The following is a 17,230-nucleotide window of genomic DNA, read 5'->3' as shown; positions in this document are numbered from 1 at the left end:
GCATCGTTTCGCCTCAACTCCACGGCGACAACGCGATCGTCAGCTCGCCCTGGAAGCCCTTGTTGGATTGCAGCGGCACCACGAACCCCGATGCCGATTTCTGCGGGATGCCGTTCGCCTTCTGCCCGATGCGCACCAGCGCCGCCTGGTCCTTCGGGCCGGTCGCCCAGTTCTGGTCGGCCCAGACGTAGCGAAGCTTCCATTCCCCGTCGTCGCGCTTGGCGAACAGCACCAGCGTGTCGCGGAACAGGTATTCCGCCGGGATGTGCTGCTTCAGGAACAGCGCGCCGTCGATCTCGTAGCCCGCGTTCGACACCGCCAGCTCGATCGAGAACGCGACTTCGCTGCCGGCCATGATCTTGGAACTGTCGAGGAACACCGAGAACAGCGTCGGCGAACGCGCGTCCTTGAGCAGGTTGCCGTTCTTGTCGAAAAGTTCGGAGTATTCGCGGCGCATCGCGCTTTCCTGCGACTTGCTGCGGCTGGTCAGCTCGTAGGTGTAGGCGCCGCGCGGCGCGACCGTGGCCTCGATGTAGTAGGACGAAGCGATCTTCTTGCCGGCCTTGCGCGCGCGCTCGATCTCCGGCGGGAAGGGCAGGGCGGTGATGTCCAGCTTGCCGGTCGCGCAGATGTCGCCGAACAGGAAGCGCACCAGGTTCTGGTAGCCCTCCTCGGAATTGACGATGCCGAAGAAGCCGCTGTGGCTGCGGTTGACGAAGGCGCGCGGGCTGCCGGGGACGTAGGCGTTCTCGATCTTCACCAGGCCGTCGCTCATCTGCCCGACCGCGAGCGCGGACAGGCCGTGGGCGACCGCGTAATCGCGGCTGTTGGTGCCGACGAGGCAGAACAGCCGTTCCGGCGGATAACCCGAATCGCCGAGGGTGTTGGCCTTGTCCGCCGGCACCTTCAGGTACTGCGACATGACCTTGCGGTTGAAGTTGTTCATGTCGTTGAAGGAAAGCAGGCTCGGCACGTTGATGCCGCCCACCTCGATGCCGTTGTGCGGCGTGGCGTAGGTGAACACCTTGTCCACCATCTTGCGCACTTCGGCGGTCGCGACGTCCGGGTTCTGCAGCAGGCAGCGGCAGACCAGCCCACCCATGGAATGCGCGACGAGGTAGACCTTGAACGCCTTGCGATCGGCTTCGTTGTTGCCGCAGATGCTGTCGCGCAGGGCGAGGATGCGCTGGGCCAGTGTCTTGGCGGCGTCCGGGATCGATGGCACCTTGCCGTCGCCGAAGGCCGGGTCGGCCTCGTCGTAGTAGCGGTGGATCGAGATGCTGCGCGCCGGCAGGCGCGCGGCGCTCTCCGCGCCGGAAGCGTAGGTGTCGCGGTAGTCGTAGTCCTTCATCAACCGCACCAGCGGCGATTCGAACACGAACTTCACCACCTTGCCGTCCTGCGCCTGGCGGATCTTGGTCGAACCGGCCTCGAAGCCCATGTAGGGCGTCGAGGTGGTCTGCACGATCTCGTCCTTGGTCATCGCGTAGCCGCGGACGTAGATGATGGGGTAGAACGGCCGCTCGATCCTGGCCATGGCACGCCTCCCTGTGTCGCCGGATGGTTGGTACCGGGTCTTACGATAAACCGGGCGGATCGCGGACAACGGCGCGACGGTCACGTTCCGGCCCCGTCGTTCGTCCTGGCCCTGGACGCACCGCATGGAGGACGCCATGGATCCCGACATCGCCCTGTTCGAACGACACCGCAATCGCCTGTTCGGGCTGGCCTATCGCATGCTCGGCACGCCCGCCGATGCGGAGGACGTGCTGCACGACGCATGGCTGCGGTTGCAGGCGCAGGACGCCGCCGCGCTGGACGATCCCGAGGCGTGGCTGGTCACCGTCACCACGCGCCTCGCGCTGGATCGCCTGCGTCGCGCCAAGGCCGAGCGCGAGCACTACGCCGGGCCGTGGCTGCCCGAACCGCTGGCGCCGGAGGCCGAACGCCCGGACGCGGTGTTCGAACGCGACGAATCGCTGACGCTCTCCTTCCTGCTGCTGCTCGAACGGCTGGGCCCGGAGGAACGCGCGGCGTTCCTGCTGCACGAGGTGTTCGACTACGGCCACGCCGAGGCTGCGGCGATCCTCGGCATCGGCGAGGACGCCTGCCGCCAGCGCGTGCATCGCGCCAGGGCGAGGCTGCGCGAGGGACGGCCGCGCTTCCACGTCGACGAAACCGCGCAACGGCGCCTGCTGCAGCGCTTCGTCGAGGCGATGCGCGCGCCCGGCATGGACACGCTGCAGGCGCTGTTCGCCGAGGACGCGGTGCACATCAGCGACGGCGGCGGGGTCGCCCGCGCGACGCTGCATCCGCTGCACGGCGCCGAGCGGTTGGCGCGGCTGTACCTGCAACTGGCGCGCAACATGGAAGGCCACGGCGTGCGGTTCGAAACCGCGACGCTCAACGGCGCGCCGGCGCTGTTCATGTACGAGGGGACGACGCTGTCCACCGCGATGTGGATCGAATGCGAGGGCGGGCGCATCACCGCGATCCATGCCTTGCGCAACCCGGAAAAGCTCGCGCGGTTGCTCGCTGTCACGAAACCGGCCGCGTCCGCGTCCTTGCATTGAAGCGGCGGCCATCCCGGCCGCGCGACCAAGGAGCCTCCACCATGAGCCGTTTTTCCGTGCAGAAGCATTACCCCGCCATGCAGCCGCTGCTCGCCCTGAGCATGCAGGTGCACGACGGCGGCCGGCTGGAACCCGAACTGCAGCAACTGGTGCTGATGCGCGTGTCGCAGATCAACGGCTGCGCGTTCTGCCTGGACATGCACAGCAAGGATGCGCGCGCCGCCGGCGAGACCGAGCAACGCCTGTACGTGTTGCCGGCGTGGCGCGAAACCACGCTGTACAGCGAACGCGAGCAGGTCGCGCTGGCCTGGGCCGAGGAACTGACCGAACTCGATTCGCACGATGCGGTTCCGGATGCCTTGTACGAACGCGCGAAGAAGGTGTTCGACGAAGACGCGCTGGTCGACCTGACCCTGCTGGTGGTTGCGATCAACGGCTGGAACCGGATCAACATCGCCGCGCGCACGATCGGCGGGCATTACCGCGTGCCCAAGGCGAAGGCCGCGTAGGGCGGAACCTCCCGCAGGGAGATTCCACCATCATGCGATGGTCGTGGCGGAATCGCCTTCGGCGGTTCCGCCCTGCGGCGAGGAAGCAGCGAACACTGCCCGCTGCGCCTCGAACGCGCGCTGGTAGGCGGGCCGCGCTTCGCCGCGCGCGACGTAGGTGGCGAGGTTCGGGACCTCGTCCAGGAGGCCCGAGCCGCGCAGCCTCAGCAGCACATGCACCGTCATCAGGTCGCCGGCGCTGAACGCGCCCTCCAGCCACTCGGCATCGCCCAGGTGGCGGGAGAGTTCGCCGAGTCGCTTGCGCACCTGCGTGTCGAGGGTTGCCAGGCGTTGCGCGTGCCAGGGCTGGTCGCGTTCGAACAGCGCGCACAGCGAACGATCCATGATCGGCGGATCCAGGGTGGCGACCGCGGCGAGCATCCACGCGATCGCGCGCATGCGCGCATCGGCATCGTCCGGCAACAGGCCCGAATGGTGGTTCGCGATGTGCAGCACGATCGCGCCGGATTCGAACAGCACGAGGCCGTTTTCCTCGTAGGTCGGGATCTGCCCGAACGGATTGCGTGCCAGGTGCGGGGGCTCCTTCATCCCGGAGAACGACACGAGGCGCACGTCGTACGGCTGGCCGACTTCCTCCAGCGCCCAGCGCACGCGCATGTCGCGCGCGAGGCCGCGGCCGCAGTCGGGCGAACGTTCGAAGGCGGTGATCGTCGGCTTCATGGCGGGGCTGCGGGGCAATGGATGCCGCAGCATCGGTAATCGGCAGGCAAGAAACCGTTAACCGTCCGTGGCGTGTCCTGTCGCCGCTTCCGCCCGCGTTGGCAGGAAAACCACCCCGCGCGAGGAGCGCAACGATGGCGAAGAAGAAAACCGGCGGCGTCACCGCCACCAGGCGCCCGGACCTCACGGCGACGAACACCCCGAAACCGACCATCGCCAGCGGGCCGCTGCTGGTCTCGGCGCAGGGCGCGATCCTCAAGGACGACGACCGGCTGATCATCGCCGTGCGCGTGCTCGACAAGGACGGCGCGCCGGTCGCGGGCCTCAAGAAATCCAACTTCAAGCTGTGGCAGCTGGGCCACCTGTTCGACGAGGCCAGCAGCTTCTTCGTGGTGGAACTTGAGAACATTCCCGGCCTCGAAGGCATGTACCACCTCGTGCACCAGCAATGGTCGGTGGTCGGCAACGGCACCATCCCGTTCTTCGTGCGGGTGACGAAGGGCGCGCTGCGCAGTGGCGGCGCACTGACCTTCATCGTCAAGGTGCGCGAGGGGCTCGACCTGTAGTCGACGCGCAGCCGTCGGTTCCGTTCGTCGAGCCCTTCGCGCTACGCTGGCCGCCCACGTGACGGAGCAACGGGCATGAAACAGCCAGCGAAGAAGGCCACGGGAAAAACCGCGAAGAAAGCCGCGTCGTCGCCGTCCGGCTTCAGCGCCGCGGAAAAGGCGGCGATGAAGGAACGCGCGCGCGAACTGAAGGCGGAAAAGGGCAGGGCCGAGGGCGAAGCCGACCTGCTGTCCAAGGTCGCGGCGATGCACGAATCGGATCGCGCCATGGCCACGCGCCTGCACGCCATGGTCAAGGCGGCCGCGCCGCAGTTGCTGCCGAAGACCTGGTACGGGATGCCGGCGTACGCGAACGCGGACGGCAAGGTCGTGTGCTTTTTCAAGGATGCGAAGAAATTCGGCGACCGTTACGCGACCTTCGGCTTCAACGATGCAGCGAAACTCGACGACGGCGCAATGTGGCCCACCTCGTTCGCGCTGCTGAAACTCACCGCCGCCGACGAGAAGAAGCTCGCCGCGCTGGTGAAGCAGGCGGCGGGCTGAGGCCTGCGCGCGGCCTGCGTCGCGCTATGACGGTTGCCGGCGATGGACGCGCGGGCCCGGGACGGGAGGTTCGATTGGCGTGCGCGGTTCCTGCGGCGTTGACGCCGGTATCGCTTCCTGCGCGGCGGCTGCTTCGCGCGCCTCGCGCTTGCGTGCGTCCTTTTCGTCCTGTTTCTTTTTCTTCGCCAGTTCGCGCTGGCGTTTCTCGAAGGCGTAGTTGGGCTTGGGCAAGTGCGGTCTCCGTGCGGGTCAGCGGCGGCGGGTGGGGGCGGGCTTGGCCGGCATCGCGGGTGCGGGATCGCCGGCTTCGACGCCAACGCGCAGCAACGAGCGGGTCACGCCCAGCACCTCGATCTTGCCGCCGGCCTTGCGGAAGGCCTCGATGTCCTCGGCGACGCGTTCGTGGGTGAGCGGCGAGCGTTCATTGGGCTTGCGCGCGGAAAACAGGTGGCTGGTCTTCGACGGCGGTACGGAAGCGGGCGTGGCGGCGGGCGTGGTTTTCTTCGACGGTGGCATCGGTTCTCCGTTCAATACAGTCGCAGCGGGATGCCGCGGGCGTTGCGATCGGCGTAGTCGGCGCGCACTTCGCGGCAGGCGGGGCCGCCCATCGCGAACTTGCGGCAGATCGCGGGGCGCTGTTCGTAGATGGAACAGCACATGCGTGCCGAATCGACGGCGACGCACCAGCCTTCCTCGTCGCGGGCCATGACCTCGACGCCGTGCGAGTTGCGCGTGGTGAAGCGCGCGGGGATGCGGTCTTCCGGCATCAGCACCACGGTCAGGCGGCAGCAGACCGCGTCGCAGCGATCGCAGTGCGGGGCATCGGTTTCGCGGATCCCGCAACCCGGCATGGACGCTCCCGGTGGGACGCCACCCGCGAAGGGCGGTGACGCGTGGAAGGAAGCGCAGCGAGCGACGATGGCAGCGGTCGGACGGGACGCACGCAGGAACGTGGTACGCGGCTATCCTACGCGATAACGACGGAAGGTTCCGTGATTTCCGCGCGTTTTCGTTCGAATCCATGCAACAGGCGCATACTCGGGTGCCGAGAGGAGCGTTCGCATGGCCCAGCACCAGATCGCGTTGTTCACGTTCACGCTGGGCAATACCGAAAGCATCGGCCCGGCGGCCTTGCGCGACATGTGGATGCGCGCCTGCGGCACCAACAATGTCAGCGTCGGCCGCAGGGCGCCTGCCGAAAGCTTCCGCGATCGCCCGGTCTACACCCTGTACGCACCGCAGGGCCTCGCCGACATCCGCGACGTGGAATTGCGGCTGCGGCGCATGTTCGAGTCCGCGCACCTGCATGCATCGCTGACCGCATTGCACGCCTGACGGGCCGCGCCCGGTGCGGTGCTAGATTAGGCCGCAGGCAACCTGCGAGCGCGACCGTGACCGCCATGACACCGTATCCCGTCGGAACACCCGGACAACCTTGGGGCGCGGCGGAAAAAGCCGAATGGCGTTCGCGGCAACGCAAGCAGCGCAGTTACGCCGGCGAAGTGGTATCCGTCATCGACGCATTGCGCGGCGATTTCGATATCGGGCAATACAGCGAGCTCGACTACGCGCCCGACGGCGCGTATCCGCTGTTTGCGCTGCGCAGCCGCAGCTGGAGCGATTCGCTTCCGGTCGTGCTCGTCACCGGCGGCGTGCACGGCTACGAATCCAGCGGCGTGCACGGCGCGCTGCGTTTCCTGCAACGCGATGCGCAAAAGTACGCCGGCAAGGCGAACCTGCTGGTCGTGCCCTGCGTGAGTCCGTGGGGCTACGAACGCATCCAGCGCTGGAACCCCGATGCGCTGGATCCGAACCGCAATTTCCGCGCGAACAGCCCGGCCGGGGAATCGGCGGCGTTATGGAACCTGGTGCAGCCGCTGCTCGGGCGGTTCCTGGTGCACATCGACCTGCACGAGACCACCGACAGCGACGAGTCCGAATTCCGGCCGGCGCTCGCGGCGCGCGACGGCAAGGAATACGAGCCCGGCACGATCCCCGACGGCTTCTACCTGTGCGCCGACAGCGCGCGTCCGCAGCCCGCGTTCCAGCAGGCGATCAACGACGAAGTCGCGAAGGTAACGCACATCGCGCCGGCCGATCCGGACGGCACCATCATCGGTTCGCCGGTGGTCGCGCCCGGCGTGATCGAATACGACTACACGCCGCTGGGCCTTTGCGCCGGCATCACCGACGCGCGCTACGTCACCACCACCGAGGTCTATCCGGACAGCCCGCGCGCGACGCCGGAACAATGCAACGAGGCGCAGGCGGCGGCGGCACGCGCGGCCATCGATTACGCGCTGGCGAATCCGGGTCGCTAGCCGGATCCGCCTTCCGGCGGCGTCCAGTGGAACACTTCCTCGATGCGCTTGCCGAACACGTGCGCGATGCGGAAGGCGACGTCGAGCGTGGGCGAATAGCGTTCCTGTTCGATCGCGGCGATGGTCTGCCGGGTCAGGCCGACGCGCTTGCCGAGTTCGGCCTGGGTCATGTCCTGCGCGAGGAAGCGCAGCAATTTGATTTCGTTGGCCATGCCGTCAGTGCGCCATGCGCGGATGGCGATAGCCGCGCACGGTCAGGGCCGCGCGCAGCGTTTCCGACAGTACGATGAACAGCAGCGCGGTGTTCGCGACCTTCCAGCCCTGGTCGGTGAACGGCATGATCGCGCCGGCCAGGATGGTGCCGGCGAGCAGCAGCATGTAGGCGGCCCGCGTGGCGCGCGCATCGATGGCGTCGTCGCGTTCGTCCTGCTGCAGGCCCTCTTCGCGGTTGCGGAAGCGGAACACCAGCTCCCCGGCGATGTAGCCGATCGCGTGCAGCCCGGCGACCGCTGCCAGCAGCCCGAACTTCGCCAGGAACCCCGATGGCCAATCCGGCCAGCCGATCTGGATCGCGAAATAGACCAGATAGCCCGGGCACATGGTCCAGAGGGTCAGCCAGGCGCGTTTTTCGATGAGGGACATGTAGGTGGTTCCGGGTTATGGATGGTGGTCACGATGGTAAGTATATTTAACATCATGTCAAGTAATATTTGCTCGGAAGCGATCTCGACCCGCCAGCCGCCAAATCCGGGCAGCCGATGCGGGGCTAGACTCGTTTGATCGGCCGGGGGAGACGAACATGCTGCGCAACACCTTGCTGGCCCTGGCCGTCGGCTTCGCATCCGCGGCCGCATTCGCGGCGGATTCGCCATCACCGGTGAACGCGCAGGCGACGAAGTTCGACGCCGAACTCGCCAGGAAAACCGGCGCCGACGCCAATGGCATGCGCCGTTACGTGCTGGTGATCCTCAAGACCGGACCGACGCGCGTGCCCGATGGCGCGAAGCGCGACGCGATGTTCGCCGGGCATTTCGCCAACATGGAGCGCCTGGCGAAGGAGGGAAAGCTGGCGCTGGCCGGGCCGTTCGCGAAGGATCCCGATGGCTGGCGCGGCCTGTTCGTGTTCGCGGTGGACAGCATCGACGAGGCGAAGGCATTGACGGCGACGGATCCGGTGGTCGTCAACGGCGAAATGGTCGCCGAATACCACGCCTGGTACGGCAGCGCCGCGACCATGCTGATCCCGGAACTGCACGAAAAACTGCAAGCACCGCCCGCGAAGGAGTGAACGCGGGCGGCGCGCGCGTCAACGCCGGTCGAACGAATAGCGCCCGGGTCCGGTCAGCATCAACAGCAGCAGTCCGCCGGCGATGCCGAGGTTCTTGTAGAAGTTGATCATGCTCTCATACTGCAGCTCGCCGGACATGTGCCAGTACGGGTGGCCGATCACCGCGGCGATGACGGTGTAGATGGCGAGGATCAGCGCGAGCGGGCGGGTGAAGAAGCCCAGGGCGATGGCAAAGCCCACGCCGAGTTCCATCGCGATCGCGACCAGCGCCATCAGCGAGGGCGCGGGCAGTTCGGTGGAGGCCATGTAGTCGGAAGCGGTGGAGAAGGCCATCGCCTTGGCCAGCCCGAACTTCACGAACAGGACCACGAGCAGGATGCGGGCGACCAGCAACAACCCGTCCCGGTATTTCTCGAGCATTGCGTAGCGCATGGCTGCCTCCCCGGCCGTCGGGCCGAACGGTGCGAGCGGGCGCGTCGCGGGTCGGGATCGTCGGTTGTGGCAGCGACCGACCAGCGCGGGCCGCGACCGGGATGATACTCCCGGCGTCGCGGCCGCGCCGCGGGGCCTAGGGCTTGGCTTCCAGCGCCTTCACCGCATCCAGCATCGCCTTGACGTGCAGGTTCGGGTTGAGGTCGGAGTGCACGGCGGCGATGCTGCCGTTCGGCGCGATCACGTAGGACGTGCGGTTCGACCATTCCGGTTTCTTGTCGAGCACGGCGTCGTATTGCGCGGCGATCTTCGCGCCCGGGTCCGCGGCGACCGCGAACTTGCCGCCGCAGTGTTCGGTTTCGGTGGAGAAGGCGGCGAGCTGGTCGGTGTTGCCGGCGGTCACGCCGATCACCGTCGCGTGTTCGGCCTTGAACTTGTCGATGGCCTCGGAGAACAGGTGCGCCTCGAGGTTGCAGCCGGGGGTGTGCGCGGCGGGGAAGAAGTAGACGACCACCGGGCCTTGTTTCAGCGCATCGGCGAGCTTGAAGGTGAAGGGCTTGCCGGCGAGGTAGGCGGGCGCGGAGAAATCGGGCGCCTTGGCGCCGGTTTCGAGCGCGGCGGACGCGGGCATGGCGAACGCGGCGATGCAGGCGGCGATCGCGACGATGGAAGGGAATCTGCGCATGGAGGGTTCCACGGGTGGGGAGTTGCGGTTATACACCCGGACGCCGCCTGCCCGTATCACGCATGAACGGCTTCCGGCCGCGCCGGTATCGGCGGTCAACGTGGGCGTGATGCGGTCCGTTGCCCATTGCGTGCGATGACGCACGAGGAGGGCAATGATGAACGCTCGACGGAAAACAACGATCGTCTTCGCGTTGCTGGCGCTGTCGGCCGCAGGCATCGCGAACGCGCGCGACCACCGCCACGACCACGACAACAATCCGCCGGGTCCCGCCGGGGGACACGGTACGAATTGGGAAAACCCGCCGGGCTGGAAGGGCGGGCCGGGCGCTTCGCCGGACCGGCGCTGGTGGGTGGACAAGGGCCATCGCTACGAATTCCGCCTGGTGAATGGCGGCTACTACTTCAACCCGAACTACGGTTACTGGCACCCGAAATACGGGTTCTGGAACCAGGCCGCGCGCTGTTGGTTCGACAACGACCGCAATCCGCCGGGCCCGGCGGGCGGACGTGGCACCAATTGGGAGAATCCACCGGGTTGGCGCGGCGGCCCGGGCGCATCGCCGGATCGCTACCGCCACTGCCGCTGAACGCAGGAGCAGCGCATCGCCTCCGTGCGGTGCGTCGCATCCGGCGCGGGGCTAAGCTGTCGCCATTCGATGGAGGAATGGCGATGGCCACCGGTTGGGCCGGCGACGGCGCGGTGCAGGACCAGATCGACGCGACCGTGAAGGATGCGATCAAGCGCGCGCGCAGCCGCCTGCCGCAGGGGCCGGGCCTTGAACGCTGCGAGGAATGCGACGCGCCGATTCCCGAGGCACGGCGCAAGGCCGTGCCCGGCGTGCGCCTGTGCATCGAGTGCCAGCAGGCGCAGGACGAGGCGGAAACGGGCTCCGGCGGCTACAACCGCCGCGGCAGCAAGGACAGCCAGTTGCGCTAGCCGCGGCATCGACGCCGCCTGAACGCGCGGTCGCGTGCAATCCCGATTCCTCCCCCCACTGGTAACCGCCATGTCCACGAAGAAACGGATCCGCGTCGGCGTCGTCGTCGGCAGCCTGCGCCGCGATTCCTTCAACCGTCGCCTCGCCATGGCGCTGCAGAAGCTGGCGCCGGCGCATTTCGAATTCGAGCAGTTGCGCATCGACGACCTGCCGCCCTACGACCAGGACGACGACGGCGAACAGTGCGCGCAGGTGAAGCGGCTGAAGGCGGCGGTGTCGGCCTGCGATGGAATCCTGTTCGTCAGCCCCGAATACAACCGTTCGATCCCGGGCGTGCTGAAGAACGCCATCGACCACGCCTCGCGGCCCTACGGCACCAGCGCGTGGAAGGGCAGGCCGGCGGGCGTGATCGGCACCTCGCAGGGCGCGATCGGCACCGCGCTGATGCAGCAGCACCTGCGCAACGTGCTCGCCTACCTCGACATGCCGACGCTGGGCCAGCCGGAGGCTTTCGTGCAGTTCAAGGACGACCTCGTCGACGACGAGGGCGGGATCGCCAACGACGACACGCGGAAATTCCTGCAAGGCTGGATGGCCGCCTACGCGGCCTGGGTCGAGGCGCACGCGAAATGACGACATCCGGCGCGCAGGCGGGATTCGCCGGTTTCGGTTCGCAGGAACCGACCGACCGCCTGTTCTTCGCCGTGTTTCCGGACGCCCCGGCCGCGGCGCGGATCGCCGCGCTCGCAGCGTCGGAATGCGAACGCCACGGCCTGCGCGGCCGGCCGCTGCGCACGGAGCGCCTGCACGTGACCCTGTTCCACCTCGGCGACCGGGTCGGCGTGCCGGAGGACGTGGTCGCCGCCGCGAAGCGCGCGGCGACGTCCTTGCGCGAATCGCCATTCGAAATCGCCCTCGACACGGTCGGCAGTTTCGCCATGCGGCGCGCGCAGAAACCGTTCGTGCTCAAGGCGGGGGCGGGCAACGAGGCGCTGCGCGCGTTCCATGCGCGGTTCGCCGACGCGTTGCGCAAGCACGGACTCGGCGAGTGGGCGCGCGGCGGGTTCGAACCGCACGTGACGCTCGCCTATGACGGTGCGGTCGTGCCGTTCGAACCGGCGGCGCAACCGATTGCCTGGCGCGTGCACGGATTCGTGCTGGTGCACAGCCTGCTGGGACGGACCCGCCACGTCGGATTGGCCAACTGGAGTCTTGCCGAATGAACAAAATCGTCGCCATCGTCCGCGACGTCAGCGACGCGCTGGCCGAATGCGAATTGTCGTTCGTCGAACGTTCGCCGATCGACCTCGCGCTGGCGCGGCGCCAGCATGCCGCCTACGTCGCCGCGCTCGAATCCGCCGGGTGCGAAGTACGCGTCGCCGCGCCGTTGCCGGCGATGGCGGATGCGGTGTTCGTCGAGGACACGGTCGTCGTCGTCGACGAGCTCGCGGTGCTGACCCGGCCCGGCGCGGAAAGCCGCCGCGGCGAGGGCGAAAGCATGGCGGAGGCGCTGCGGCCGTTGCGGCCGCTGGCCCGGATCGAGGCGCCAGGCACCATCGACGGTGGCGACGTGCTGCGGATCGGACGCAACGTGTACGTCGGGCGTTCCGCGCGCAGCAACGATGCAGGGATCGAACAACTGCGTGCGCATCTCGCGCCGCATGGCTATTCGGTCGAAGGCGTGCGCACCCGCGAATGCCTGCACCTCAAGTCCGCGGTCACCGCCGTCGCCGACGACATCGTGCTGGTCAACCCGCGCTGGCTGGCCGACGATCCCTTCGGCGGCTACCGGCGGATCGAAATCGATCCGGGCGAGGAACACGCGGCCAACGCGCTGCGCGCGGGCGATGTGGTGCTGTATCCGGCCGCGTTCCCGCGCACCGCTGAACGCCTGTGCGCCGCCGGCATCGACCTGCGCCTGCTCGATCTTTCCGAGCTGCAGAAGGCCGAAGGCGCGACCACCTGCTGCAGCGTGCTGGTGTCGGTGCGTGATTGAACGGAAAAAACGCCCGGCGCAAGGCCGGGCGTCGACTGCGGGGTGCCGGTTCGATCAGCTGAACGGCTGCAGGTTGAGGATCGCGGCCAGCACCGTGGCGAGGATGCTGTAGTTGCCGTCGTCGTAGCGGCCGTAGCGGTAGTCGCGGCCGTAGCCGTCCGCGTAGCCGCGCTGGAAGCCCTGGCGGAAGTAGTAGTTGTAGTCGTCGCGACCGACGTAGTAGCCGTTGTAGCCGTAGTCGGCGTCCATGTAGGCGAAATTGCCGCGGTAGTCGTTGCGCCAGCCGTCCATGCGGTCGGCGCGGCCGGCGCGCACGCCCTGTTCGTAGCCGTAGCGCACCGCCTGTTGCAGCAGGTTGGCGGCGTAGCGGTTCACGTCGTGGTAGCGGCCGTCGCGATAGTAGCGATAGCTCGCGGGCGTGTAGTAGTAGGGGTCGTTGTAGTAGTTGTAGTTGCGCGCGTTCCATTGCGCCTGCAACGCGCGCTGCTGGTCCCAGTACCACTGCTGGTACTGGTACTGCCGGATCCGGTTCTGGTGCTGCAGGGCCAGGATGCGTTGGCGTTCAGCGGCCTGGCGGACCTCGGCGTAGTGGCGGTACTGCTCGGCCTGCGCGCGCTGCTGGGCGATGCGGCGCTCACGCTCCATTTCCGAGAGGCGCACCTGCTCGCGCTGGCGGTTCTGCGCATCGGAACGCGCGCGCTGTTCGTCCGCACGCTGGCGGGCATCGGCGGCACGGCGGGCGGCTTCCTGCTGCTGCGCCATCACCGAACGCTGCTGCGCCTGCTGGCGCTGGGCCTGTTCGCGCGCATGCTGTTGCTGTGTCGCCAGCTGTTGCTGCCTGCGGGCCTCCTGTTCGCGGGCCTGCTCGCGCGCATGCTGTTGCTGTGTCGCCAGTTGTTGCTGCCTGTGGGCCTCCTGTTCGCGGGCCTGTTGCCGCTGCTGTTCGACCCGTTGCTGTTGCGCGCGCGCGCGGTCGCGGTCCTGCTGGCGTTGCTGTTCCTGCATGCGCTGTTGCGCCTGTTGCCGCTGCTGCTCGGCGCGCTGGCGCGCGTCGTCGGTGGCGTGCGTGGCGGAGCGATGCGACGGCGCGGGGGCCGAATTGGCGCGGGGAGCGGGCCTGGCCGCCTGCTGCGGGGCAGGGTGCGGCTTCGATTTGGACTTGTCGTGGCCGTGCTGCGCATCCTCGCTTTGCGGTTGCGGCGCTTCGCGTGCGACGGCTTGCCCGGCGAATCCGACCGCGAGGCCTGCGCCGACGAGGCTGGCCAGGATGTTCTTGCGCAAGGTCTTCATGTTGCCCTCTCCAGGTCGCGACAGCGACCGCATGGACGCAGTAGGCGGCGCGGGCGCTTAACGATTTCTGAGAATCGCCATCGTCGCGCGAGGCGTTCAGCGCGCGTAAAACCGCGCAGCCCGGGTTAGGATGCGCACATGAGCTGGATTGCGATCCTCATCCTCGTCGTCGGCCTGTGGCTCGTCTTCAAGGCGGTCAAGCTGGCGTTCAAGTTGCTGGCCTGGGCCTTGCTGCTCGGTGGCCTGTACTGGTTGCTGGCGCCGGTGTTCGGTTGGCCGCCGATCACGTTCTGAGCACGCCCGTCAGCCGGCCGAGGCGAGTGCCAGGCCCGCGGCGTGGCCGCTGGCCCAGGCCCACTGGAAGTTGTAGCCGCCCAGCCAGCCGGTGACGTCCACGACTTCGCCGATGAAGTACAGGCCCGGCACGTGGCGCGACATCATCGTGCTCGACGACAGGCCGTCGGTATCGACGCCACCGAGCGTCACTTCCGCGGTGCGATAGCCCTCGGTGCCGCTGGCGATGAGCGGCCACGACGACAGCAGTCCGGCGATGCCGCGCAGTTCCGGCGCGTTGTACTGGCGCAGCGGTTTGTTCGCGATCCAGTGTTCGCACAGGCGCTGGGCGAAGCGTTTCGGCATCACCTCGCCGAGCAGGGTCTTCAGTTCCGCGTCGCGGCGCTCGCGTTGCCATTCCTGCAATAGCGCGTCGATATCGATGCCGGGCAGCAGGTCGAGGCGCAAGTCGTCACCGGGCTGCCAGAAATTGGAAATCTGCAAAATCGACGGCCCGCTGATGCCGCGATGCGTGACCAGCATGAAATTGCGGAAAATTACATCGTTGCAGCGCGCTTCCACCGGCAGCGAAACACCGGCGAGGTCGTGCAGGCGTTCGGCATGCTTGCCGGTGAGTGTCAGCGGAACGAGTCCGGCGCGGGTCGGCAGCACCTCGTGGCCGAACTGCTTCGCGAGCTGGTAACCGAAGCCGGACGCACCCATGCTCGGGATCGACAGGCCGCCGCTGGCGACCACCAGTGCCGGTGCGGAGAACGCGCCTTGCGTGGTACGCAGGCGGAATTCGCCGTTGTCCACGTGCAGGACGGCTTCGATGCTGCAATGCGTGCGGACTTCGACGTTCGCCGCCGCGCATTCGTCCAACAGCAGCTTGACGACCTGCTTCGAGGATTCGTCGCAGAAGAGCTGCCCGAGTTCCTTCTCGTGGTAGGCGATGCGGTGGCGTTCGACCAGCTCGATGAAATGCGCGGGCGTATAGCGCGCCAGCGCGGATTTGCAGAAATGCGGGTTGGCCGACAGGTAATTCGCCGGGGTGGCGCCGGTATTGGTGAAATTGCAGCGGCCGCCGCCGGACATCAGGATCTTCTTGCCGACCTTGTTGGCGTGGTCGACCACCAGCACGCGCAGGCCGCGCTGGCCGGCCGCGATCGCGCACATCAGCCCGGCCGCACCGGCGCCGATGACGATGGCGTCGTACTGCGCCGTCATGCGCGCGCGTTATCCGCGCGGTGAGCGCGGCTTGAAGCCGCCGGGCTTGAAGCCACCGGGCTTGCGCGGGCCGTCCTTCGACTTCGCTCCGCTACGCTCGGGACGAACGAAGGGTTTTCCGAAGCTGCGCTTGCGCTTGGGCGCGTCGATGTCGGCGTCGTCGGCGAGGCTCATGCGCAGCGGCCGGCTGGCGACGCGCACCTTCTGCATGTGCTGCAGCAGTTCCGGCGGCATGCCCTGGGGCAGGTCGACCAGGGTGAAATCGTCGCGGATGTCGATGCGGCCGATGTAGCGCGCTTCCAGGTCGGCCTCGTTGGCGATGGCGCCGACGATGTTGCCCGGCTGCACGCCGTGCTGGTAACCGACTTCGATGCGATAGGTCTGCATCGGCAGGTCGGGGGCGTTCGGGTCGCGTGGCGCATGTTCGCGCTTCGGGCGTTCCGCGCGTTCGCGCGGCGGTCGCGGCTCGCGTGGTTCGAACGTGCGTTCTGGCACCGCGGGTTTCGGCAGCAGCAACGGGGTCTTGCCCTGCACCAGCTGCGCCAGCGCGGCGGCGATTTCCACGGCCGGGACGTTCTTCTCGCGTTCGTAGCGTTCGACCAGGTCGCGGAACACCGACAGGTCGTCGCTGGCGAGCGCGCCGTCGATCTTGCCGAGGAACTTCGCCACGCGGCGCTCGTTCACCGCGTCCACGCTGGGCAAATTCATCTGCTCGATTTTCTGCCGCGTCGCGCGCTCGATCGCGCCGAGCATGCCGCGTTCGCGCGGGGCCACGAACAGGATCGCCTCGCCCTTGCGCCCGGCGCGGCCGGTGCGGCCGATGCGGTGCACGTAGCTTTCGGTGTCGTAGGGAATGTCGTAGTTCAACACGTGACTGATGCGTTCCACGTCCAGCCCGCGCGCGGCGACGTCGGTGGCGACCAGCACGTCGATGCCGCCATCCTTGAGTTTCTGGATCGTGCGTTCGCGCAGCTTCTGCTCGACGTCGCCATTGATCGCGGCGGCGGAAAACCCGCGAGCGGCCAGTTTCTCGGCCAGTTCCTCGGTGCCCATCTTGGTGCGCGCGAACACGATCATCGCGTCGAACGGCTCGGCTTCCATGATCCGCGTGAGCGCGTCGAGCTTGTTGATGCCGCTGACCATCCAGAAGCGCTGGCGGATGTTCTCCGCCGTCGTCGTCTGCGCCTTGATCGCGACTTCGACCGGATCCTTGAGGTAGGTCTGGGCGATGCGCTTGATCTGCGCCGGCATCGTCGCCGAGAACAGCGCGACCTGGCGCGTCTCCGGCGTCTTCTTCAGCACCGCCTCGACGTCGTCGATGAAACCCATGCGCAGCATTTCGTCGGCTTCGTCCAGCACCAGCATGCGCAGCTGCGACAGGTCCAGCGATCCGCGTTCGAGGTGGTCGATCACGCGGCCGGGGGTACCGACCACCACGTGCACGCCGCGGCGCAACGCCTGCAACTGCGGCGCGTAGCCCTGGCCGCCGTAGATCGGCAGCACGTGGAAGCCGGGGATGTGGTGCGCGTATTTCTGGAACGCCTCGGCGACCTGGATCGCGAGCTCGCGCGTCGGCGCCAGCACCAGTACCTGCGGCTTGCCGGCGACGGGCTCGAGCCGCGCCAGCGCGGGCAGGGCGAACGCCGCGGTCTTGCCGGTGCCGGTCTGGGCCTGGCCGAGCACGTCGCGGCCGGTGAGCAGCGGCGGGATGGTCGCGGCCTGGATCGGGCTGGGCGATTCGTAGCCGACTTCGCGCAGGGCCTGCAGCAGGGAATCGGGCAGGCCGAGGTCGGAAAAGCGGATCGATGCGTTTTCGGCGGTCATGGTCGGGGCGAAAGCGCCGAAGGAACGGGCGGACAGTGTACGC

Annotated in this window: 25 protein-coding genes; 13 read left to right on the top strand and 12 right to left on the bottom strand. The window is 67.7% G+C overall.

Annotated features, from left to right (window positions below):
- Positions 1-13 precede the first annotated feature (13 nt).
- Entirely contained in the window at positions 14-1,537 is a 1,524-nt protein-coding gene (locus FNZ56_RS03885; RefSeq protein WP_143878584.1) for an esterase/lipase family protein, read from the bottom strand.
- 136 nt (positions 1,538-1,673) lie between these two features.
- On the opposite strand from FNZ56_RS03885, the gene sigJ reads away from it, so the two are divergent.
- Both sigJ and FNZ56_RS03875 read left to right on the top strand, forming a co-directional pair.
- Complete coding sequence (sigJ, locus tag FNZ56_RS03880; RefSeq protein ID WP_143878583.1) at positions 1,674-2,573, top strand: RNA polymerase sigma factor SigJ; 900 nt, start codon at positions 1,674-1,676, stop codon at positions 2,571-2,573.
- A 41-nt stretch (positions 2,574-2,614) separates the two neighbouring features.
- The gene (locus tag FNZ56_RS03875) at positions 2,615-3,082 is read left to right on the top strand and encodes a carboxymuconolactone decarboxylase family protein (RefSeq protein WP_143878582.1); all 468 of its coding nucleotides are present in this window, start codon (positions 2,615-2,617) and stop codon (positions 3,080-3,082) included.
- 30 nt (positions 3,083-3,112) lie between these two features.
- On the opposite strand, the gene FNZ56_RS03870 is transcribed toward FNZ56_RS03875, so the two are convergent.
- Positions 3,113-3,802, bottom strand: coding sequence for a glutathione S-transferase family protein (locus FNZ56_RS03870; protein WP_143878581.1), 690 nt, complete (start codon positions 3,800-3,802; stop codon positions 3,113-3,115).
- A 134-nt stretch (positions 3,803-3,936) separates the two neighbouring features.
- On the opposite strand from FNZ56_RS03870, the gene FNZ56_RS03865 reads away from it, so the two are divergent.
- A complete protein-coding gene (locus tag FNZ56_RS03865; RefSeq protein ID WP_143878580.1) occupies positions 3,937-4,368 on the top strand; it encodes a hypothetical protein in 432 nt (143 codons plus the stop codon).
- Between the two features lie 75 nt (positions 4,369-4,443).
- Positions 4,444-4,911, top strand: a complete 468-nt coding sequence (locus FNZ56_RS03860; RefSeq protein WP_143878579.1) for an iron chaperone — start codon at positions 4,444-4,446, stop codon at positions 4,909-4,911.
- A gap of 24 nt (positions 4,912-4,935) precedes the next feature.
- On the opposite strand, the gene FNZ56_RS03855 is transcribed toward FNZ56_RS03860, so the two are convergent.
- Genes FNZ56_RS03855 through FNZ56_RS03845 form a run of 3 tightly spaced genes read right to left on the bottom strand, consistent with a single transcriptional unit; the run spans position 4,936 to position 5,762 of the window.
- Positions 4,936-5,142, bottom strand: coding sequence for a hypothetical protein (locus FNZ56_RS03855; protein ID WP_143878578.1), 207 nt, complete (start codon positions 5,140-5,142; stop codon positions 4,936-4,938).
- 18 nt (positions 5,143-5,160) lie between these two features.
- Positions 5,161-5,427, bottom strand: a complete 267-nt coding sequence (locus FNZ56_RS03850) for a hypothetical protein (RefSeq protein WP_143878577.1) — start codon at positions 5,425-5,427, stop codon at positions 5,161-5,163.
- Positions 5,428-5,438: 11 nt separating this feature from the next.
- Entirely contained in the window at positions 5,439-5,762 is a 324-nt protein-coding gene (locus FNZ56_RS03845) for a YkgJ family cysteine cluster protein (RefSeq protein ID WP_143878576.1), read from the bottom strand.
- A gap of 211 nt (positions 5,763-5,973) precedes the next feature.
- Between FNZ56_RS03845 and FNZ56_RS03840 the strand changes: the two genes are divergently transcribed.
- Together FNZ56_RS03840 and FNZ56_RS03835 are read left to right on the top strand one after the other, a co-directional pair.
- Positions 5,974-6,246, top strand: coding sequence for a hypothetical protein (locus tag FNZ56_RS03840; RefSeq protein ID WP_143878575.1), 273 nt, complete (start codon positions 5,974-5,976; stop codon positions 6,244-6,246).
- Positions 6,247-6,311: 65 nt separating this feature from the next.
- Complete coding sequence (locus FNZ56_RS03835; RefSeq protein WP_185970785.1) at positions 6,312-7,232, top strand: M14 family metallopeptidase; 921 nt, start codon at positions 6,312-6,314, stop codon at positions 7,230-7,232.
- On the opposite strand, the gene FNZ56_RS03830 is transcribed toward FNZ56_RS03835, so the two are convergent.
- Entirely contained in the window at positions 7,229-7,444 is a 216-nt protein-coding gene (locus FNZ56_RS03830; protein ID WP_143878573.1) for a helix-turn-helix transcriptional regulator, read from the bottom strand. The two genes, FNZ56_RS03835 and FNZ56_RS03830, sit on opposite strands and share 4 nt — an antisense overlap.
- 4 nt (positions 7,445-7,448) lie before the next feature.
- Complete coding sequence (locus tag FNZ56_RS03825; RefSeq protein ID WP_143878572.1) at positions 7,449-7,874, bottom strand: hypothetical protein; 426 nt, start codon at positions 7,872-7,874, stop codon at positions 7,449-7,451.
- Between the two features lie 157 nt (positions 7,875-8,031).
- Between FNZ56_RS03825 and FNZ56_RS03820 the strand changes: the two genes are divergently transcribed.
- Positions 8,032-8,520, top strand: coding sequence for a YciI family protein (locus FNZ56_RS03820; RefSeq protein ID WP_143878571.1), 489 nt, complete (start codon positions 8,032-8,034; stop codon positions 8,518-8,520).
- A gap of 18 nt (positions 8,521-8,538) precedes the next feature.
- On the opposite strand, the gene FNZ56_RS03815 is transcribed toward FNZ56_RS03820, so the two are convergent.
- Positions 8,539-8,952 (bottom strand): DoxX family protein, encoded by a 414-nt coding sequence (locus FNZ56_RS03815; protein ID WP_143878570.1) that lies wholly within the window; start codon positions 8,950-8,952, stop codon positions 8,539-8,541.
- 136 nt (positions 8,953-9,088) lie between these two features.
- Positions 9,089-9,637 carry a peroxiredoxin gene (locus FNZ56_RS03810; RefSeq protein ID WP_143878569.1) on the bottom strand — a complete coding sequence of 183 codons (549 nt, stop codon included), beginning with the start codon at positions 9,635-9,637 and terminating at the stop codon, positions 9,089-9,091.
- Positions 9,638-9,794: 157 nt separating this feature from the next.
- Here FNZ56_RS03810 and FNZ56_RS03805 point away from each other — a divergent pair, with 157 nt between their 5' ends.
- The 5 genes from FNZ56_RS03805 (at position 9,795) to FNZ56_RS03785 (ending at position 12,573) form a co-directional block, all read left to right on the top strand.
- Positions 9,795-10,226, top strand: a complete 432-nt coding sequence (locus FNZ56_RS03805; RefSeq protein WP_143878568.1) for a hypothetical protein — start codon at positions 9,795-9,797, stop codon at positions 10,224-10,226.
- A gap of 83 nt (positions 10,227-10,309) precedes the next feature.
- Positions 10,310-10,576, top strand: a complete 267-nt coding sequence (locus tag FNZ56_RS03800; protein ID WP_143880259.1) for a DksA/TraR family C4-type zinc finger protein — start codon at positions 10,310-10,312, stop codon at positions 10,574-10,576.
- Positions 10,577-10,646: 70 nt separating this feature from the next.
- Entirely contained in the window at positions 10,647-11,210 is a 564-nt protein-coding gene (locus FNZ56_RS03795; protein WP_143878567.1) for an NADPH-dependent FMN reductase, read from the top strand.
- Positions 11,207-11,800: an RNA 2',3'-cyclic phosphodiesterase gene (gene thpR / locus FNZ56_RS03790; RefSeq protein ID WP_143878566.1), complete on the top strand. Its 594-nt coding sequence runs from the start codon at positions 11,207-11,209 to the stop codon at positions 11,798-11,800. The genes FNZ56_RS03795 and thpR overlap by 4 nt, the downstream gene beginning before the upstream one ends.
- Complete coding sequence (locus tag FNZ56_RS03785) at positions 11,797-12,573, top strand: dimethylarginine dimethylaminohydrolase family protein (protein ID WP_143878565.1); 777 nt, start codon at positions 11,797-11,799, stop codon at positions 12,571-12,573. The genes thpR and FNZ56_RS03785 overlap by 4 nt, the downstream gene beginning before the upstream one ends.
- A 54-nt stretch (positions 12,574-12,627) precedes the next feature.
- Here the strand turns inward: FNZ56_RS03785 and FNZ56_RS03780 are convergent, their stop codons facing one another.
- Positions 12,628-13,863, bottom strand: a complete 1,236-nt coding sequence (locus tag FNZ56_RS03780; protein WP_143878564.1) for a hypothetical protein — start codon at positions 13,861-13,863, stop codon at positions 12,628-12,630.
- A 138-nt stretch (positions 13,864-14,001) separates the two neighbouring features.
- On the opposite strand from FNZ56_RS03780, the gene FNZ56_RS12835 reads away from it, so the two are divergent.
- Positions 14,002-14,157, top strand: coding sequence for a hypothetical protein (locus FNZ56_RS12835; protein WP_185970784.1), 156 nt, complete (start codon positions 14,002-14,004; stop codon positions 14,155-14,157).
- Positions 14,158-14,166: 9 nt separating this feature from the next.
- On the opposite strand, the gene FNZ56_RS03775 is transcribed toward FNZ56_RS12835, so the two are convergent.
- Together FNZ56_RS03775 and FNZ56_RS03770 are read right to left on the bottom strand one after the other, a co-directional pair.
- Complete coding sequence (locus FNZ56_RS03775; RefSeq protein WP_143878563.1) at positions 14,167-15,363, bottom strand: BaiN/RdsA family NAD(P)/FAD-dependent oxidoreductase; 1,197 nt, start codon at positions 15,361-15,363, stop codon at positions 14,167-14,169.
- 9 nt (positions 15,364-15,372) lie between these two features.
- Complete coding sequence (locus tag FNZ56_RS03770) at positions 15,373-17,187, bottom strand: DEAD/DEAH box helicase (RefSeq protein ID WP_143878562.1); 1,815 nt, start codon at positions 17,185-17,187, stop codon at positions 15,373-15,375.
- Positions 17,188-17,230: the final 43 nt, after the last annotated feature.

Source organism: Lysobacter lycopersici (genome assembly GCF_007556775.1).
Taxonomy (GTDB): domain Bacteria; phylum Pseudomonadota; class Gammaproteobacteria; order Xanthomonadales; family Xanthomonadaceae; genus Pseudoluteimonas; species Pseudoluteimonas lycopersici.
This window is presented reverse-complemented; position numbering and strand designations above follow the sequence as displayed.

Excerpts from the sequence above, each read along its gene's own strand:
- FNZ56_RS03785 (WP_143878565.1), top strand. The coding sequence starts at position 11,797 with ATGAACAAAATCGTCGCCATCGTCCGCGACGTCAGCGACGCGCTGGCC.
- FNZ56_RS03835 (WP_185970785.1), top strand. The coding sequence starts at position 6,312 with ATGACACCGTATCCCGTCGGAACACCCGGACAACCTTGGGGCGCGGCG.
- FNZ56_RS03795 (WP_143878567.1), top strand. The coding sequence starts at position 10,647 with ATGTCCACGAAGAAACGGATCCGCGTCGGCGTCGTCGTCGGCAGCCTG.
- FNZ56_RS03810 (WP_143878569.1), bottom strand. The coding sequence starts at position 9,637 with ATGCGCAGATTCCCTTCCATCGTCGCGATCGCCGCCTGCATCGCCGCG.
- FNZ56_RS03805 (WP_143878568.1), top strand. The coding sequence starts at position 9,795 with ATGAACGCTCGACGGAAAACAACGATCGTCTTCGCGTTGCTGGCGCTG.
- FNZ56_RS03845 (WP_143878576.1), bottom strand. The coding sequence starts at position 5,762 with ATGCCGGGTTGCGGGATCCGCGAAACCGATGCCCCGCACTGCGATCGC.
- FNZ56_RS03860 (WP_143878579.1), top strand. The coding sequence starts at position 4,444 with ATGAAACAGCCAGCGAAGAAGGCCACGGGAAAAACCGCGAAGAAAGCC.
- FNZ56_RS03870 (WP_143878581.1), bottom strand. The coding sequence starts at position 3,802 with ATGAAGCCGACGATCACCGCCTTCGAACGTTCGCCCGACTGCGGCCGC.
- thpR (WP_143878566.1), top strand. The coding sequence starts at position 11,207 with ATGACGACATCCGGCGCGCAGGCGGGATTCGCCGGTTTCGGTTCGCAG.
- FNZ56_RS03770 (WP_143878562.1), bottom strand. The coding sequence starts at position 17,187 with ATGACCGCCGAAAACGCATCGATCCGCTTTTCCGACCTCGGCCTGCCC.
- FNZ56_RS03815 (WP_143878570.1), bottom strand. The coding sequence starts at position 8,952 with ATGCGCTACGCAATGCTCGAGAAATACCGGGACGGGTTGTTGCTGGTC.
- sigJ (WP_143878583.1), top strand. The coding sequence starts at position 1,674 with ATGGATCCCGACATCGCCCTGTTCGAACGACACCGCAATCGCCTGTTC.
- FNZ56_RS03850 (WP_143878577.1), bottom strand. The coding sequence starts at position 5,427 with ATGCCACCGTCGAAGAAAACCACGCCCGCCGCCACGCCCGCTTCCGTA.
- FNZ56_RS03780 (WP_143878564.1), bottom strand. The coding sequence starts at position 13,863 with ATGAAGACCTTGCGCAAGAACATCCTGGCCAGCCTCGTCGGCGCAGGC.
- FNZ56_RS03775 (WP_143878563.1), bottom strand. The coding sequence starts at position 15,363 with ATGACGGCGCAGTACGACGCCATCGTCATCGGCGCCGGTGCGGCCGGG.
- FNZ56_RS03830 (WP_143878573.1), bottom strand. The coding sequence starts at position 7,444 with ATGGCCAACGAAATCAAATTGCTGCGCTTCCTCGCGCAGGACATGACC.
- FNZ56_RS03800 (WP_143880259.1), top strand. The coding sequence starts at position 10,310 with ATGGCCACCGGTTGGGCCGGCGACGGCGCGGTGCAGGACCAGATCGAC.
- FNZ56_RS03885 (WP_143878584.1), bottom strand. The coding sequence starts at position 1,537 with ATGGCCAGGATCGAGCGGCCGTTCTACCCCATCATCTACGTCCGCGGC.
- FNZ56_RS03875 (WP_143878582.1), top strand. The coding sequence starts at position 2,615 with ATGAGCCGTTTTTCCGTGCAGAAGCATTACCCCGCCATGCAGCCGCTG.
- FNZ56_RS03865 (WP_143878580.1), top strand. The coding sequence starts at position 3,937 with ATGGCGAAGAAGAAAACCGGCGGCGTCACCGCCACCAGGCGCCCGGAC.
- FNZ56_RS03820 (WP_143878571.1), top strand. The coding sequence starts at position 8,032 with ATGCTGCGCAACACCTTGCTGGCCCTGGCCGTCGGCTTCGCATCCGCG.
- FNZ56_RS03840 (WP_143878575.1), top strand. The coding sequence starts at position 5,974 with ATGGCCCAGCACCAGATCGCGTTGTTCACGTTCACGCTGGGCAATACC.
- FNZ56_RS03825 (WP_143878572.1), bottom strand. The coding sequence starts at position 7,874 with ATGTCCCTCATCGAAAAACGCGCCTGGCTGACCCTCTGGACCATGTGC.
- FNZ56_RS12835 (WP_185970784.1), top strand. The coding sequence starts at position 14,002 with ATGAGCTGGATTGCGATCCTCATCCTCGTCGTCGGCCTGTGGCTCGTC.